The following is a 16,428-nucleotide window of genomic DNA, read 5'->3' as shown; positions in this document are numbered from 1 at the left end:
GGTACGTCGTGGCGGGGCGCGCAGTTCCCCGCGCCCCTTCGGGGCGCTCATCTGAGCCCCCTCCATCACAATCAGGTCTCGCTCCCCCTTCACCCCCTTGCGCACCCTGTATGTAATCGATTCCAATCCTCCGTGTAATCGATTCCACAAGGAGGTGGACGGCGATGGCGAGCATCAAGGACGTCGCGGCCGAGGCGGGCGTTTCCGTCGCCACGGTCTCCCGCGTCCTGAACAGTCACCCCTCGGTCAGCCCGGCCGCCCGGGCCCGTGTCCTCGCCGCGGTGGAGAGCCTCGGCTACCGGCCGAACGCCGTCGCCCGGTCCCTGCGCACCGACCAGACCCGCACCCTCGGCCTGGTCATCAGCGACGTACTGAACCCGTACTTCACGGCGCTCGCCCGCTCCGTCGAGGAGGCGGCCCGCGCGCTCGGCTACAGCGTGATCATCGGCAACGCCGACGAACGCCCCGAGCTGCAGGACCACCACATCCGCACCCTGCTGGACCGCCGGATCGACGGGCTCCTGGTCTCCCCCACCGACGGCGGCTCCCCGCTGATACTCGACGCGGCCCGCTCCGGCACCCCGATGGTCTTCGTGGACCGATGGATCCCCGGCGTGGACGTCCCCGTCGTCCGCGCCGACGGCCGCGAGGCCGTCCGTGACCTGGTCGCCCATCTGCACGGACTCGGCCACCGCAGGCTCGCCATCATCGCGGGCCCGGCTGCGACCACCACGGGCTCCGAGCGCGTGGCGGCCTTCCGGGAGGCGCTCGGCGACTTCGGGCTCGAACTGCCGGAGGCGTACATCGGGCAGGGCGACTTCCAGGCCGACAGCGGGCGCCGGGCCACCGAGCGCTTCCTCGCGCTGCCCGAGCCGCCGCAGGCCGTCTTCGCCGCCGACAACCTGATGGCGCTCGGCGCGCTCGACGCGATCCGCGCGCACGGCCTGAGCGTCCCGCACGACATCGCGCTCGCCGCGTTCGACGACATCCCGTGGTTCGTGCACACCGATCCGCCGATCACCGCCATCGCCCAGCCGACCGGCGACCTGGGGCGGGCGGCCGTGCACGCATTGGCCGACCGGATCGAGGGCAGGAGCCCGCAGTCCGTCACGCTGCCCGCACGTCTCGTCGTACGCCGCTCCTGCGGCGAGTCCCCCACCGACCTGAGGAGCAACACGTGAGCAACCAGGACGAGTTGCTGCGTATCGAAGGGATACGCAAGACCTTCCCCGGCGTCGTCGCGCTCGACTCCGTCGACTTCGACCTGCGCCGCGGCGAGGTGCATGTGCTGCTCGGCGAGAACGGGGCCGGCAAGAGCACACTGATCAAGATGCTCTCCGGCGCCTACCGCCCCGACAGCGGCCGTGTCCTCGTGGACGGCGAAGAGGTCCGCATCCATGGCGCGCAGGACGCCGAACGGCTCGGCATCGCCACCATCTACCAGGAGTTCAACCTCGTCCCCGACCTCACGGTCGCCGAGAACATCTTCCTGGGGCGCCAGCCGCGCCGCTTCGGCATGATCGACCGCAAGACGATGGAGGCCGACGCCGAGGCCCTGCTCGAGCGGGTCGGCGTCCAGGTGTCCCCGCGCGCCAAGGTGCGTGAACTGGGCATCGCCCGGCTGCAGATGGTGGAGATCGCCAAGGCGCTCAGCCTGAGGGCCCGCGTGCTGATCATGGACGAGCCGACCGCCGTGCTCACCTCCGAGGAGGTGGAAAAGCTCTTCGCGATCGTGCGGCAGCTGCGCGAGGACGGCGTCGGCATCGTCTTCATCACCCACCACCTGGAAGAGATCGCCGCGCTCGGCGACCGCGTGACCGTCCTGCGCGACGGCCGCAGCGTCGACCAGGTGCCCGCGTCGACCGACGAGGACGAGCTCGTCCGCCTGATGGTGGGCCGCTCCATCGAGCAGCAGTATCCGCGCGAACGCCCGGACACCGGCGACGCATTGCTCACCGTCGACGGCCTCACACGGGACGGCGTCTTCCACGACGTCAGCTTCGAGGTGCGGGCCGGCGAGGTCGTCGGTCTCGCCGGTCTTGTCGGCGCCGGGCGGACCGAGGTGGCGCGTGCGCTCTTCGGCGCCGATCCGTACGACGCGGGCTCGGTCGACGTACGCGGACGCCGGCTGCCCCGGCATGACGTGAACGCCGCGATGGGCGCCGGCATCGGACTCGTACCCGAGGACCGCAAGGGCCAGGGGCTCGTGCTCGACGCCTCCGTGCAGGAGAACCTCGGTCTGGTGACGCTGCGTTCGGCGACCCGCTCCGGGCTCGTCGACCTCAAGGGCCAGCGGGCCGCCGCCGCACGGATCGCCGAACAGCTCGGCGTGCGGATGGCGGGGCTCGGCCAGCATGTGCGGACGCTGTCCGGCGGCAACCAGCAGAAGGTCGTGATCGGCAAGTGGCTGCTCGCCGGCGCCTTGGTGCTGATCCTCGACGAGCCGACGCGCGGCATCGACGTGGGCGCGAAGGTCGAGATCTATCAGCTCATCAACGAGCTGACGGCCTCCGGGCACGCGGTCCTGATGATCTCCAGCGATCTGCCCGAGGTGCTCGGCATGAGCGACCGCGTGCTCGTCATGGCGCAAGGCCGCATCGCGGGCGAACTCGCGGCGGACGAGGCGACGCAGGACGCGGTGATGGCACTGGCCGTCAGCAGCGCAAGCAACGTCAGCGATACGGCAGTTCAGAACGGAACAACCGAAGGAGAGGCCTCCCGTGGCCACTGAAACGCTGAAGAGCAACGCGGGTGGCGCCACCGGTATCCGCCGTCTGCTGCTCGACAACGGCGCGCTGAGCGCCCTGGTCGTCCTGGTGGTGGCGATGTCGCTGCTGTCCGGCGACTTCCTCACCACGCAGAACCTGCTCAACGTCGGTGTGCAGGCCGCCGTCACCGCGATCCTCGCGTTCGGCGTCACCTTCGTCATCGTCTCCGCGGGCATCGACCTGTCGGTCGGTTCGGTGGCCGCCCTTTCCGCCACCGTCCTTGCCTGGACGGCGACTTCGCAGGGACTGCCGGTCTGGCTGGCGGTCGTCTTCGCGGTCGGCACGGGCATGGCGTGCGGCTTCGTGAACGGTCTGCTCGTCTCGTACGGCAAACTCCCCCCGTTCATCGCGACCCTGGCGATGCTCTCGGTGGCCCGCGGCCTCTCGCTGGTGATCTCGCAGGGCAGCCCGATCCCGTTCCCCGACTCGGTCTCCAAGCTCGGTGACACCCTCGGCGGCTGGCTGCCGGTCCCGGTCATCGTGATGATCGCGATGGGCCTGGTCACGGCCGTCATCCTGGCCCGCACCTACATCGGCCGCTCCATGTACGCGATCGGCGGCAACGAGGAGGCGGCGCGCCTCTCGGGTCTTCGGGTCAAGCGGCAGAAGCTCGTCATCTACGCGCTGTCCGGTCTGTTCGCCGCCGTCGCGGGCATCGTCCTCGCATCCCGGCTGGTCTCCGCGCAGCCGCAGGCCGCGCAGGGATACGAGCTGGACGCCATCGCCGCTGTCGTCATCGGCGGCGCGAGCCTGGCGGGCGGCGTGGGCAAGGCGTCGGGCACGCTCATCGGCGCGCTGATCCTCGCGGTGCTGCGCAACGGCCTCAACCTCCTCTCGGTGTCCGCCTTCTGGCAGCAGGTCGTGATCGGCGTCGTCATCGCGCTCGCCGTGCTGCTCGACACGCTGCGCCGCAAGGCGGGGGCGACTCCGGGTGCCTCGTCCGGGGCGTCCGGCGGGGTCGGGCGCAAGGGGCCGCAGGCCCTGAAGCTCGGGATCGCCGCCGCGCTCGTGGCGGCCGTGGTCGGCGCCGTCTCCTTCTTCAACAACGGCTCCTCCGGTACGTCGACGAAGATCGGCATGTCGCTCTCGACGCTGAACAACCCCTTCTTCGTACAGATGAAGCAGGGCGCGCAGGCGGAGGCCGAGAAGGCGGGCATCGACCTCACGGTCACGGACGCGCAGAACGACGCGTCGCAGCAGACGAACCAGCTGCAGAACTTCACCGGCGAAGGCATGAAGTCGATCATCGTGAACCCGGTCGACTCGGACGCGGTGGGCCCGGCGGTGCGCGGCGCCAACAAGTCGGACATCCCGGTGATCGCCGCCGACCGCGGCGTGAACAAGGCGAAGACGGCGGCGCTCGTGGCCTCCGACAACGTCGCGGGCGGAAAGCTCGCGGCCAAGACCCTCGCCGAGAAGCTGGGCGGCAAGGGCAAGATCGTGACCCTGCAGGGCGTCGCGGGCACGTCGGCCAGCCGGGAGCGCGGCAAGGGCTTCGCGGAGGGCATCAAGGAGTACCCGGGCATCGAGGTCGTCGCCTCGCAGCCCGCGGACTTCGACCGCACCAAGGGTCTGGACGTGATGACGAACCTCATCCAGTCCAACCCCGGCATCGACGGTGTCTTCGCGGAGAACGACGAGATGGCGCTCGGCGCGGCGAAGGCGCTGGGCGGCAAGGCCGGCAAGTCGGTCGCCGTGGTCGGCTTCGACGGAACTCCCGACGGACTCAAGGCCGTTGAGGCGGGCACGCTGTACGCGTCCATCGCCCAGCAGCCGGCCGAGCTGGGCCGGATCGCGGTGCGCAACGCGGTGGACTCGGCGCGCGGCAAGGACGTCGAGTCGATGGTCAAGGTCCCGGTGAAGGTGGTCACGAAGAAGAACGTGGCCGACTTCTCCTGAGATCTCCGGTACGCCGATGACGAGGGGCCGGCCGCCACGGCGGCCGGCCCCCGCCCTGCTCCCCCGAGCCCGTTTCAGAGAGGCAACCCCCCATGCATGAGTACGACCTCCTGGTCGTGGGGTCGGCCAACGCCGACCTGGTGACGGTCGTCGAGCGCCGCCCCGCCCCCGGCGAGACGGTGCTCGGCTCCGATCTCGTGACGCTCCCCGGCGGCAAGGGCGCGAACCAGTCGGTCGCCGCGGCCCGGCTCGGCGCCCGCACCGCCCTGCTGGCCCGCGTGGGCGACGACGCGCACGGCAGGCTGCTGCTCGCATCGCAGCGCGCGGCGGGCGCGGACACGGTCGGCGTGCTGGTGGGCGGGGCGCCGACGGGCGTCGCGCTGATCACGGTCGATCCGTCGGGCGACAACAGCATCGTGGTGTCGCCGGGCGCGAACGCCCGGCTGTCCCCCGCGGACATCCGCGCGGCGGGCAGTCTGCTGGCCGCGTCGCGGGTGGTCTCGGCCCAGCTGGAGATCCCGGTCGAGACGGTCACTGAGGTGGTCCGCACCCTGCCCGCGTCCGGCCGCTTCGTCCTGAACCCCTCGCCGCCGGCGCCCCTGCCGCCCGAAGTCCTCGCGGCCTGCGACCCGTTGGTGGTCAACGAGCACGAGGCGCGGTACATCCTCGGCGACACGGCCGCCACGGACTCCCCGGAGGAGTGGGCGGCGGCGCTGCTGGCGCTCGGCCCCCGCTCTGTGGTGATCACGCTCGGCGCGTCCGGCGCGCTGACCGCGGACGGCGTCAACTCCCCTGTATATGTGCCGAGTCCGAAGGTGGCGGCGGTGGACACGACGGGCGCGGGCGACGCCTTCACCGCGGCGCTCGCCTGGCGCCTCGGCCTGGGCGACGAGCTGCCGGCGGCGGCCGCGTTCGCCGCGCGGGTGGGCGCGACGTCGGTCACCCGGCAGGGCGCTCAGGAGTCGTACCCGACCCTCGACGAGGTCCCCTCCGCATGAAGAAGACCGGCATTCTCAACCGCCGACTCTCGGGCGCACTCGCCGAGTTGGGCCACGGCCACCACGTCCTGATCTGCGACGCGGGCATGCCCGTCCCGGCGGGACCGCAGGTGGTCGACCTCGCCTTCCGGGCCGGGGTCCCCTCCTTCGCGGAGGTCCTGGACGGCGTCCTCGCGGAACTGGTGACGGAGGGCGGCACGGCGGCCACCGAGGTGCTCGACGCGAACCCCGCGACGGCCCGACTCCTGTCGGAGCGGGTCGCCCCGCTCCAGCTGGTGCCGCACGAAGACCTGAAGCAGCTCTCGGCGACGGCCCAGCTGGTGATCCGCACGGGTGAGGCGACTCCGTACGCGAATGTGCTGCTGCGCTGCGGGGTGTTCTTCTAGCGGTTCGCCCAGCGGCTGCCCCCGGGCCCTCTGCAAGCTTTCGGCAAGCCCCCGGCAAGGCTTCCTCCCGCGCCGCCGGGCATCCCCCGACCGGAGTGTTCTTCTCACCCAACACCGGGGGAACCAATGTCGTCTGACGGAAGATCAGGGGATTCGGGGTCCGCGCAGTGGCTGACCCTGGCCGGCTGCAAGCGTGTCCTGGTCGTCATTCACACCGAGGTGTACGGGCGGCGGCTGCGGGATCTGCTGCCGCTGCTCGAGTCCGATCTGCGGGTCCAGGTCGAGTTCACCATCGCGCCGCACGCGTTCAACGCGGGCGCCGAGCGTTCGCTGAGCGGCCTCGGCGGCGCGGTGCTGCCCTGGGAGGCGGCCCTGCGTACCGAGTACGACCTGGTGCTCGCCGCCGGTTCGCAGGGCATCGAGCGGCTGCGTGGACCGCTGGTGCGGCTGCCGCACGGCGCGGGGCACAACAAGCTCTCGCGCACGGCCGACGACCGGAATCCGGGGGCGCCGCGTTCCGTGGGCGGGATGGGGCGGCAGTATCTGATGCGGGACGGCAGGGTCGTGCCGCGCGCGGTGGCCCTCGCGCACCGGGACGACCTGGAGACGCTGGCCCGGACGTGCCCGGAGGCGCTGCCGGTCGCCGAGGTGGTCGGGGACGCGACCCACGACCGCATCGTGTCGAGCCTCCCGCTGCGGCGCCGCTACCGCGCGGCCCTCGGCCTGCGGCGCGGCCGCAAGCTGCTCCTCGTCTCCTCCACCTGGGGGCTCGGCTCGTCCTTCAACCGCCTCGACGCGCTGCTACCCCGGCTCCTGACGGAGCTGGCGCCGGACCGCTATCTGATCGCCGTCCTCGTCCACCCCAACGTCTGGTCCGGGCACGGCGACTGGCAGGTCCGGTCCTGGCTGTCGGCCGCGAGCAGGCGCGGGATCGTCCTGATCCCGCCGGACGTCGACTGGCGGCCGCCGCTGATCGCCGCGGACTGGGTGATCGGCGACCACGGATCGGTCATGCTGTACGCGACGCTGACCCGCGCGGCGATCCTGCTCGCCCGCTTCCCGGCCGCCGACGTCGACCCGTCGTCGCCGGGCGCGGAGCTGGCCAGGACCGCGCCCGCGCTGTCCCCGGCCCACCCGCTGCCGGAGCAACTCGCCTACGCGCGTGCGGAGTACCCGGCCCAGGAGTACGCGCGCATCGCCCACCGCATCTCCTCCGAGCCGGGCCGCTTCGGCCGGAACACACGACGCCTGATGTACGGCCTGCTAGGCCTGGGCGAACCGGCCTACGCACCGGATCTGCCCGCGCTGCCGGTTCCCGGGCGGTGGGCGGATGCGGGGCTCGGCTCCGGGGCGGGCGAGGTGCCGGCGTGAGCGGGCCGGCCTGCTGCCCGGACGGGCCGGTGGTGGTGTGCTTCGAGGCGGTGGGCGGCGCCGGCTTCGGCGGGCCGTACACGTGCGGCTTCGACGCGGCGGGCGGGGACGGCTTCCAAGGGCCGGACACCTACGGCTCCAACGCGGGCCGCGGGAGCGGCTTCCAAGCCTGGGACGGCGACGGCCACGGCGCGTTGGGCTGCGGCGGCTCGGACGCCCCGGACGACGGCGGCCTCGATTCGGCGGGCGGCGGCGGGCTCGGCGCGGCAGGCGGCGGCAGCCTCGGCGGGGCCGACGGGGCCGCCGATGACGACACCTGGCGGCAGTGCGCCGACGTCCTGTTCGGCGGTCGGCCGCGCCCGCTGCCCGAGGCGACGGCGCTGCTCCGGCGGGTGCTCGACCGCTATCCGGGGTGTGCGCTGGCCCTGGTCCCCTGCCCTGACGGCCACTGGGCGGCCCTCGCCCGTTCCGGTGTCCGGGTCCTGATCGACCCGGTGTCGCCCACCGCCACCGCGCCTTCCCGCCTCACCGTCGTACGTCTCGCGTCCGCTCTGTACGGTGCTCTGCTGCCGGAGTGTTCTCGGCTCCGGCGGCCACGGCACCGGGCGGCATGTCTCAGCCCAGGGAGCGCAGCCGTTCCCCGACGCGGTGCGCGTCGCTCGCGCTGAGCCCCGCATAGCGGGCCAGGGACTGCTCGTACCAGTGCCTGGCCCGCTCCTGGTCGCCCCGTTCCGCCGCGCCCTGGCCGAGCATCTCCAGGACGCGGCCCTGCCAGTGCGCGGACCCGGTGGCCTCGAACTCCGCGAGGGCCTGCAGTAGTTGGGGCTCGGCCTGCGCGCTCTCACGACGTGCCTGGGCGCGGCCGAGGAAGGCGAGGGCGCGCGCCGCGTCGTAGGGGTCGTCCACGGCGAGCAACTCGGCGCGTGCGCGGGTCAGTTCGGGCAGGGCGTCGGCGGGTCGGTCGTCGGCCAGCGCCACGTCGCCGAGACAGAGCCGGGTCAGCGCGGCGCCGCGCCGGTAGCCGATCTCCTCGCGCAGGGCGAGGGCGAGCGCGAAGTACCGTGCGGCGTCGTCGAGTCGTCCGGCGAGGCGGCAGGTCTGGCCGAGCCCGTGCAGGGCCTGCGCCTCGGCCTTGCGCGCGACGGCGAGCCGCTGCTCGGGCACCTGTTCCCCGGCGGTCAGCCGGGCCACGTCCTCCCGCGCGAGGTCGAGTGCCTCGCGGAACCAGTGGGTGGCCTCGTCGTGCCGTCCGACGTTGCGCAGCCCCGCGCCGCCCGAGGTGAGCATCCGGCTCAGGCCCCGGCGGTCCCCGGCCCGGCGCGCCGCCTCCAGTCCCGTCTCGTGCGCCTCGATCCACAGGTCGTAGGGACGCAGGCGCAGGAACAGCGGCCAGAGCGCGTCGGCGAGCATCCACGTGGTGTCGTGCCAGCCCCGCCCGGCGGCGGTGCGCAGCAGGGACATCAGCTGGGACCGCTCGGCGTCGAGCCAGCGCAGGGCGCCCGGCGCGTCGGTGAAGGGCGGATGCTGGGTGACGGGGTGTTCATAGGCGCGCCGCAGGGTGCGGTGGCTCGGTGTCAGGAGGGCTTCCGCGGCGGTCGCGGCCGACAGGCCGAAGTCGACGACCCGCCGGACCGTCGCCGCCGCCTCGGCGGGCGTCTCCGCCTCGTCGGCGGCGCGGCGCGCGTGCGCCCGGACCAGGTCGTGGAAGCGGTGGCGCCCCTGGCCGGTGGCGGGTGCGGGCCCGAGGTCCTCGATGAGGTTGACCTCGGCCAGCTCGTCGAGCAGCCGTTCCGCCTCGCTCGGCGGCACCCCGCAGGCGGCAGCGGCGAACGGCACGCTCAGTACGTCGACGGGTGCGATGCCCAACCGCCGGTAGCAGCGCGCCTGTTCGGGGGCGAGCAGCCGGTACGACTGGTCGAGGGCGCCCCGCACGGCGTACTCGCCCTCGACCCGCAGCGCGTCCAGGGCCTCGGAGCCGTCGTCGCCGAGCGCCCCCGCCATCACCGCCAGCGGCTGCCGCGGTCGGGCCGCCACGCGTGCCGCCGCGACGCAGACGGCGAGGGGCAGGCCCGCGCAGGCCCTGGCCATCGTCAGCGCGGCCTCCGGCTCGCGGCCCACCCGGTCGGCGCCGATGCGGCGGCGCAGCAGTTCCACGGTGTCCGAGGTGCCGAAGACGTCGAGCGGGTGGAAGGCGGCCCCGTCCATGCCGAGACCGGTGAGCCGGGCGCGGCTCGTGACCGCCGTGAGCGCGCCCGCCGCACCCGGAAGGAGCGGTCTGACCTGGGCGGCGCTGACCGCGTTGTCGAGGAGCACGGAGATGCGCGCGCCCGCCGTCGCCGAGCGCCACAGCGCGGCCTGTTCGTCGAGCTCCGCCGGGATCTGTTCATGGCCGAGCGCGCGCAGGAACTCCCCGAGGAGTTCACCGGGCCGCGCCGGGCCGCTGCCCGAGTGGCCGCGCAGATCGGCGTACAGCTGTCCGTCGGGGAAGGCTTCGCTGAGGCCGGCCAGCCAGCGGCGGGCCAGCGTGGTCTTGCCGACCCCGGCGGGGCCGCTGATGACGGCGAGCACCGGGCCGCGCCCGACGGTCCGGGCGAGCCGGTCGAGTCCATCGAGTTCGCGGCTGCGGTTGGTGAAGTGGGCGGGGACGGGAGGGAGTTGCCGGGGCACGGCCCGCTCCCGTGCGGCGGGGTTGGGGACGGGTGCGGGTGCGGGTGCGGCGTGAATATGAAGGTCCCCGTGGATGGCATGGGCCTGCACTACGGGACCGCCGATACGGGCGGTGGAACCGATGGTGTTGCCGACGCGGCTGGCGGGCTGGGACGAGGGGCCTTCGGCGGCGGAGGCACCGGCGGGCCGGGGTGCGGGATTCTCGGCGTCGGGCGCACCGGCAGGCAGGGGCGCGGGGCCGTCGGCAGCGGGCGCACCGACCGGCCCCGGTGCGGAACCCTCGGCAGCAGGCACACCGACCGGCCCCGGTGCGGAACTCTCGGCAGCAGGCACACCCCCAGGCCAACGCGCGGAGCCCTCCGCAGCCCACGCACCGCCGAGCCAATCCCGTAACGCCCGCACAAGAAGCGGCCTTCGCGCCGCCTCCCCCGCCAGCGCCTCGGCCAGTTCGCGGACTGCGGCGGCCTCCGGCCGGGTCTGCGCCATCGCCCACGCGCGCACCAGGGGTTCCGCGACGGGGCCCACTGTCCCGCCCACCCGGTCGAGGAAGGCGCGTCTCGCCTCCGGCCGGGACGCCGCCGCGGTGAGGGCAGCCGACAATTCCAGAGTCGTCACCTGGCCCATTCCCCCGCCTCTCGCCGATTCCCCCGGCCTCCGTCGATTCCCCCTACCCGCCCGGCGCCGCCACCAGACCAAATGAGAGGCCAACTCGAACGATTGAGCCAAAACCAGCCAATAAACCTGACGGCATCGCGACGCTATTTGAACGTTTTTGAACTCATGCGATTCTTTGACGCCACCCACAGCACAGGCCGACCTGCGGACGGGGGGCACCGGTGGAGTTGAGGATTCGTGTCCTGGGTCCCGTCGAACTGCGGACGGGCCCACACGCCGATGCCCTCGGCTCGGCAAAGGAACGCCTGATGCTCGCGGCCCTCGCCCTCGACACCGGCCGCCCCGTCCCACTGGACACCCTGATCGACCGGCTGTGGGACGAGTCCCCGCCCGCCAAGCCCCGGGCGAGCCTGCACGCGTACGCCGCCCGGATCCGCCGGCGGCTGCGCACCACACCGGGCGACGGGGATCAGCTCGTACAGCACGCCCACACGTACACCCTCGGCATCCCCGCCGACCAGGTCGACTGCCACCACTTCAAGCACCTGGCGGACCGGGCCCGCACCCTGGCCGACGGCGGCGCGGACACCGAGGCCCTCGAGCTGCTGCGCACGGCGGAGGACCTGTGGCGGGGCGAGCCGCTGGCCGGACTCCCCGGCCTCTGGGCGGAACGGATCCGCACGGCCCTCACCGGTCAGCGGCTCGCCGCCCAGCTCACCCGGATCGGCATCGAGCTGCGCCGGGGCCGCTTCGCCGAACTCGTCACCGAGGTCGCCGCCCTGCTCGACCAGCACCCCGACGACGAGACGCTCGCCGCGATGTACATGACCGCGGCCTACGGCTGCGGGCGGCAGGCCGACGCCCTGCACGCCTACGACACCGTCCGCCGTCATCTGCGGGAGGCCCTCGGCACCGACCCCGGCGAGGCACTGACCCGGCTGCACCGGCTCATCCTGGACGGAGCGCCGATCACCCGGCTGCTCCCGGCACCGGAACCCGCGGTCGCGGCACCGCGCACCCTGCCGAGCCACGCCGAACTGGTCGGCAGGGATTCGGAGTTGGCGGCCATCATCCGGGAGTCGACCGCCCGGCCGGACACGCCCGACGCACCCCCGGTCATCGCCCTGCAGACCATCTCTGGCATGGCGGGCGTCGGCAAGTCCCTCCTCGCCGTACATGCCGCCGGACGCCTCGGCCCGCACTTCCCGGACGGCCAGATCCATCTCGACCTGCGCGCGCACTCCCTCGGTCAGGAGCCGCTGACCCCGCAGGCCGCCCTCACCGCGCTGCTCCGCGTCCTGGGCGTACCGGCGACCGCGCTCCCCGACGGCCTGGACGAACTGGTCGCCCTGTGGCGCACTCTGCTCAGCACGCGCCGCGCCGTCATCGTCCTGGACGACGCGGCGGGCCCCGAGCAGCTGCGGCCGCTGCTGCCGGGCCCCTCGCCCTCCCTGCTCATCGTCACCAGCCGCCGCCGGCTCACCGGACTCCCCGGCATCCGGTCCGTGCTGCTCGACGTGCTCCCGCCGGGCGACGCCGTCGCGCTCTTCCGGCGGCTGGCCGGAGCCGAACGCACCACCAAGAGCAACGAGGTGGCCGACATCGTCCGGCTCTCCGGCCACCTCCCGCTCGCGATCGAACTCGCCGCCGGACGGCTGGTCTCCCGCCCCGCCTGGACCACGGCGCATCTGCTGCGCCGGCTGACCCACGGCCACGGCCGGCTGAAGGAATTCCGGGACGGCTATCAAGAGGTGGCCCGCGCATTCGAAGTCTCGTACCAGACACTCACCGGCGAAGAGCAAACAGTCTTCCGACTCCTCGGTCTCCAACTCGGCCCGGACATAGATCCGTTCGGGACGGCGGCGCTCACCGGTCTCTCCGTGGACAGCGCGGAGCGGGTCCTGGAATCACTCCTCGACGCGCACCTCATTCAGGAGCGCACCCCAGAGCGTTACGCATTCCATGATCTGCTCGGTGAATACTCCCGCACCCTCACCACAACCGAAGATCCGCCCGAGGCACGGGAAAGCGCGCTGCGCCGACTGATCGATTTCTCCATTCGGGCGGCCGACGCGGCGGACCGCATGATCTATCCGCGCCGATTGCGCGGAAGCCTGCCGAGGGCGGCGGATGCGGGCGCCGCCCCCGTCCCCGGCTGGCCGAACGCGACGGCCGCTCGGCAGTGGCTCGCCGCCGAGCGCGCCGGGCTCATCGCGGCCGAGCGGCACTGCCGTACGCACGGGCTCCCGCATGAAGCGGCGCTGCTCGCAGGGGCGTTGGCCGCGTTCCTGGTGGAGGAGGGGTACGCGGCGGAGGCGCGGCGCATGCACGAGTCGGCCGCGCGGCACTGGAACGCCTCGGGCGAGCAGCGGGCCGAGGCGCACGCGCTGCTCGACCTGGGGGCGGTCCTGTCGCACTGCGGACGGTACGAACCGGCGCTCACCGCCGTCCGCCGGGCGCACCGGCTGGCCCAGGACACCGGTGACACCACGACCAGGGCGGAGGCGCTGCATCTGCTGGGCGTGCTGCACTGGAACCTGGGCGACCTCGCCGAGGCGCTGGCCCACCAGAACGAGACGCTCGGCCTGCGGCTCGGGTCGGGCGACCTCTGGCAGATCGCCCGTTCCCAGAACAATCTGGGCATCACTCATCTCTATCTCGGGAATTCCGAGAGCGCCGACGAGCATTTCAACGCGGCACTCCTTGGATTCCGCACGACGAGGGACGGCCGCGAAGAAGCACGCGTCCTGAACAATCTCTCCGATCTGCATTCCCGGAACGGCGATCTCGAATCGGCGCGGAATCATCTGCACGACGCCCTCGCCATTCTCAGCGACTCCGGAAGTCAGGGGGAGCGGGCGATCACTCAGGTGAATCTGGCGAACACCATGAAATCGCCGGACGAGTTGACCGCGATGCTGGATCTCTACGGGGATTCCCTCAGCACTTTCCGGCGCCTGGGCGACCGCCGGAACGCCTCCAACACCCTGCACGTCATGGGTACGGCCCTGCACACCGCGGGCAGCTTCCGCGAGGCCGCGGTCCGCCATCGGCAGGCGCTGGACCTGGCCAGGAGCATCGGCTCGGCGGCCGAGGAAACCCTGGCCCTGCACGGCCTGGGCCTCGCCGAGCACGGCCTGGGGCATACCGCCGCCGCGGTGGAACACATCACCGCGGCGATCGCTGTCGCCGAGCGGATCGGGGCGGCGGGGGAGGCGGTCCGGGCGCGGGAGAGCCTGGCGGCCGTGGCGGGGGCCAGGGCAGAACGTTTCGCCTGAGATTGACTTCATTACCAGGCCCGGAGGGAAGCCGCCGGGCGTTTGCGTGATCCATCTCCGTGCGAAATTCTGGCGCCCCGGAAGCACCCCGCTTCCGAAACGAAGGCATGGAGAAGCAAGCAAAAAAATGAAGCGACGTTCAATCAATTGCGCCATCGGCGGGCTGCTCGCCGCCGCAGCGGGCATAGCAATTTGCATCCCCTCGGTGGCTTCGTCTTCGCCGAAGGAAGTCTTGGCGATTTGCATCCCCTCCTTGGCTCCGTCCTCTGACGAGGAAGCCGTGCCCCTCGATGGCCGCCTCCCCGGGGCGCATCTTCCGGCCACGACCAGCCGCACCTGACCCGCACCCCCGGCCGACGGCGGGCCCACCCGCCGTCGCCGCCTCACCCCGCACCGCCCCGCCGGGCAAAGCTCAGGGTCCGGTACACCGAGACACCCCCCGCCAGCTCCCCGCACGCCCGCGCCGCGTCGCTGACCCGTTGCGTGTACGACGGGTCCCGCGTGTCCAGCAGGATGCCCAGTGTCGTGCCGCTGTGGCCGACCGCGACGCCCAGGCCGCCGACTTCCCGGCAGATCTCCCGCATCGGCTCCAACGACCATTTGTGGCGCAGGAGTTGATTCATCTGGGCGCTGCGCGTGGCGACCCTGCCGACCTCGGCGAGGTCACGGCGGCGTACCGCGCACGCGAGGCGGTCCAGGAGCCGGGCGTACTCATGGCGATCGGCCACGGTGAACGGCTTGGGGATGCGGTTGAAGTCCACCGTGTCGACCGACCCGCCCTCGTCGATCCCCACCACCGCCATCACCGGCAGCACCCCCAGGACCTCGCGCAGCCGCACGCTGCGGTGGTGGAAGGCGACGATCGCCGGGTAGAGCACCCCGTCCGTGGGCTCGATGCCCGCCAGGAGCCGCTCGATCCGGGCCGGCGGCATCTCGACGCCGAGCGCCTGCCCCACCGCCCGCGCCGTGGCCACCAGGTCCGCCGATGACGACGCCAGCCCCTTGCCCTCCGGTATCACGCTGTTGACCGTGAGGGTGCCGCCGACCGGAACCCCGGTCCGCCGCGCCGCCAACTCCCCGATCGTACGGGCCAGTTGCAGCGCCTTGGTCTTGCGCGGCGGCCACACAGCGAGCTCGCCCGAACCGGGCTCCCCGCGGAACGTGGCCATCGTCCAGCGCGCCACCGGCAGCGTCACCAGGAAGTCTCCGTCCGCCTCCGGCAGCACGCCCTGAAGCAGCTCGCCGAAGGTCCCGAAGGCGGTACCGACCCCGACGGGCCCCCTCTCGACGTCACGGATCTCCACTCGGCGCCTCGTTGTCTCCACGCCCACAGGCTGCCACACCTAAAGCGTCTTGACAATCATTTTCATCTAGTGTGATGCTCTCGGCTCACAGCCCAGCGACCGGACGACAACGACCGGCTGCGACGAGCCGACTGGGGGCAGGTTTGCACGACCACATAGCCGAAGCCGTGAAGAAGCCCGATCTCATATCCCTGCGACCGGACTTGCTCTGTCTCCGGTTCGAGACGATGAAGATCTATTCGGCCCTCGGGGCGGTCAAGCACCTTCTCGATTCGGGCGCCGTGAAACCCGGCGACACCCTCATCGACAGCTCCAGCGGAATCTACGCACAGGCCCTGGCACTCGCCTGTCACCGCTATGGAATGAAGTGCCACATCGTCGGATCAACGACCGTCGACCGCACGATGCGCGTACAGCTGGAGATACTCGGCGCCACGCTGGAACAGGTTCAGCCGTCCAAGAATCTCCGGCTCGACCAGGAATTGCGGGTGCGCCGCATCGCCGAGATCCTCAAGGCGAATCCGTCGTACCACTGGATGCGGCAGTACCACGACGGCATCCATTACTACGGCTACCGCGACGTCGCCGAGACGATCGACGCCGAACTCCCCGACCGGCCGCTCACCCTGGTGGGCGGGGTGGGTTCGGGCGCCTCGACCGGCGCCATCGCCGGGTATCTGCGCGAGGCCGGCCGGGACGTCTCACTCGTCGGCGTACAGCCCTTCGGCAGCGTCACCTTCGGCTCGGAGCAGGTCGCCGACCCCGACATGATCATTGCCGGGATCGGCAGCGCCATCGAATTCAAGAACGTCCGGCACGCGTCCTACGACCGCATTCACTGGGTCAACTTCGATTCCGCCGTATCCGGCGCCGTCTCGCTCCTCAGGACCAGCGGAATCTTCGCCGGCCTTTCCACCGGGGCCGCCTATCTGACCACCCTCTGGGAACAGCGCCGCGACGATTCCCGTACATACGTCTTCATCGCGGCCGACACCGGTCACCGCTATGTCGAGAGCGCGTACGCGAAACACGCGGACGCCCACGACATCGACACCCTGAAGCCCCATGAGATCACCTCGCTCGACGAGTTGAGACATCCGTGGTCGACGGCTTCTTGGCGCGATCTTTCCTGATCCCTGTCT

General features: G+C 72.1%; 11 protein-coding genes. 9 read left to right on the top strand and 2 right to left on the bottom strand.

The window, feature by feature from the left end:
* The first annotated feature begins 164 nt into the window (after positions 1–164).
* The 7 genes from ACIBKX_RS38060 to ACIBKX_RS38030 all read left to right on the top strand — a co-directional run bounded on the left by ACIBKX_RS38060 (position 165) and on the right by ACIBKX_RS38030 (position 8,090).
* A complete protein-coding gene (locus tag ACIBKX_RS38060; protein ID WP_363272205.1) occupies positions 165–1,181 on the top strand; it encodes a LacI family DNA-binding transcriptional regulator in 1,017 nt (338 codons plus the stop codon).
* A complete protein-coding gene (locus ACIBKX_RS38055) occupies positions 1,178–2,731 on the top strand; it encodes a sugar ABC transporter ATP-binding protein (protein WP_363272206.1) in 1,554 nt (517 codons plus the stop codon). The genes ACIBKX_RS38060 and ACIBKX_RS38055 overlap by 4 nt, the downstream gene beginning before the upstream one ends.
* Positions 2,721–4,667: a substrate-binding domain-containing protein gene (locus tag ACIBKX_RS38050; protein WP_363272207.1), complete on the top strand. Its 1,947-nt coding sequence runs from the start codon at positions 2,721–2,723 to the stop codon at positions 4,665–4,667. Before ACIBKX_RS38055 ends, ACIBKX_RS38050 begins: the two co-directional genes overlap by 11 nt.
* A gap of 92 nt (positions 4,668–4,759) precedes the next feature.
* On the top strand, positions 4,760–5,665 hold the full coding sequence (locus ACIBKX_RS38045; RefSeq protein WP_363272208.1) for a ribokinase: 906 nt from the start codon (positions 4,760–4,762) through the stop codon (positions 5,663–5,665).
* The gene (rbsD, locus tag ACIBKX_RS38040; protein ID WP_363272209.1) at positions 5,662–6,051 is read left to right on the top strand and encodes a D-ribose pyranase; all 390 of its coding nucleotides are present in this window, start codon (positions 5,662–5,664) and stop codon (positions 6,049–6,051) included. Before ACIBKX_RS38045 ends, rbsD begins: the two co-directional genes overlap by 4 nt.
* Positions 6,052–6,177: 126 nt before the next feature.
* Positions 6,178–7,422 carry a hypothetical protein gene (locus tag ACIBKX_RS38035; protein WP_363272210.1) on the top strand — a complete coding sequence of 415 codons (1,245 nt, stop codon included), beginning with the start codon at positions 6,178–6,180 and terminating at the stop codon, positions 7,420–7,422.
* Entirely contained in the window at positions 7,419–8,090 is a 672-nt protein-coding gene (locus ACIBKX_RS38030; protein ID WP_363272211.1) for a hypothetical protein, read from the top strand. Before ACIBKX_RS38035 ends, ACIBKX_RS38030 begins: the two co-directional genes overlap by 4 nt.
* On the opposite strand, the gene ACIBKX_RS38025 is transcribed toward ACIBKX_RS38030, so the two are convergent.
* A complete protein-coding gene (locus ACIBKX_RS38025; protein WP_363272212.1) occupies positions 8,038–10,704 on the bottom strand; it encodes a hypothetical protein in 2,667 nt (888 codons plus the stop codon). The two genes, ACIBKX_RS38030 and ACIBKX_RS38025, sit on opposite strands and share 53 nt — an antisense overlap.
* Positions 10,705–11,012: 308 nt before the next feature.
* Here ACIBKX_RS38025 and ACIBKX_RS38020 point away from each other — a divergent pair, with 308 nt between their 5' ends.
* On the top strand, positions 11,013–13,982 hold the full coding sequence (locus ACIBKX_RS38020; protein ID WP_363272213.1) for a BTAD domain-containing putative transcriptional regulator: 2,970 nt from the start codon (positions 11,013–11,015) through the stop codon (positions 13,980–13,982).
* A 383-nt stretch (positions 13,983–14,365) separates the two neighbouring features.
* Here ACIBKX_RS38020 and ACIBKX_RS38015 read toward each other — a convergent pair whose 3' ends face one another.
* A complete protein-coding gene (locus ACIBKX_RS38015) occupies positions 14,366–15,307 on the bottom strand; it encodes a kinase (RefSeq protein ID WP_363272214.1) in 942 nt (313 codons plus the stop codon).
* Positions 15,308–15,429: 122 nt separating this feature from the next.
* Between ACIBKX_RS38015 and ACIBKX_RS38010 the strand changes: the two genes are divergently transcribed.
* Positions 15,430–16,419 carry a pyridoxal-phosphate dependent enzyme gene (locus ACIBKX_RS38010; protein ID WP_363272215.1) on the top strand — a complete coding sequence of 330 codons (990 nt, stop codon included), beginning with the start codon at positions 15,430–15,432 and terminating at the stop codon, positions 16,417–16,419.
* The last annotated feature ends 9 nt before the right edge of the window (positions 16,420–16,428 follow it).

This window comes from Streptomyces sp. NPDC050658, from assembly GCF_044457025.1.
Taxonomy (GTDB): Bacteria; Actinomycetota; Actinomycetes; order Streptomycetales; family Streptomycetaceae; genus Streptomyces.
This window is presented reverse-complemented; position numbering and strand designations above follow the sequence as displayed.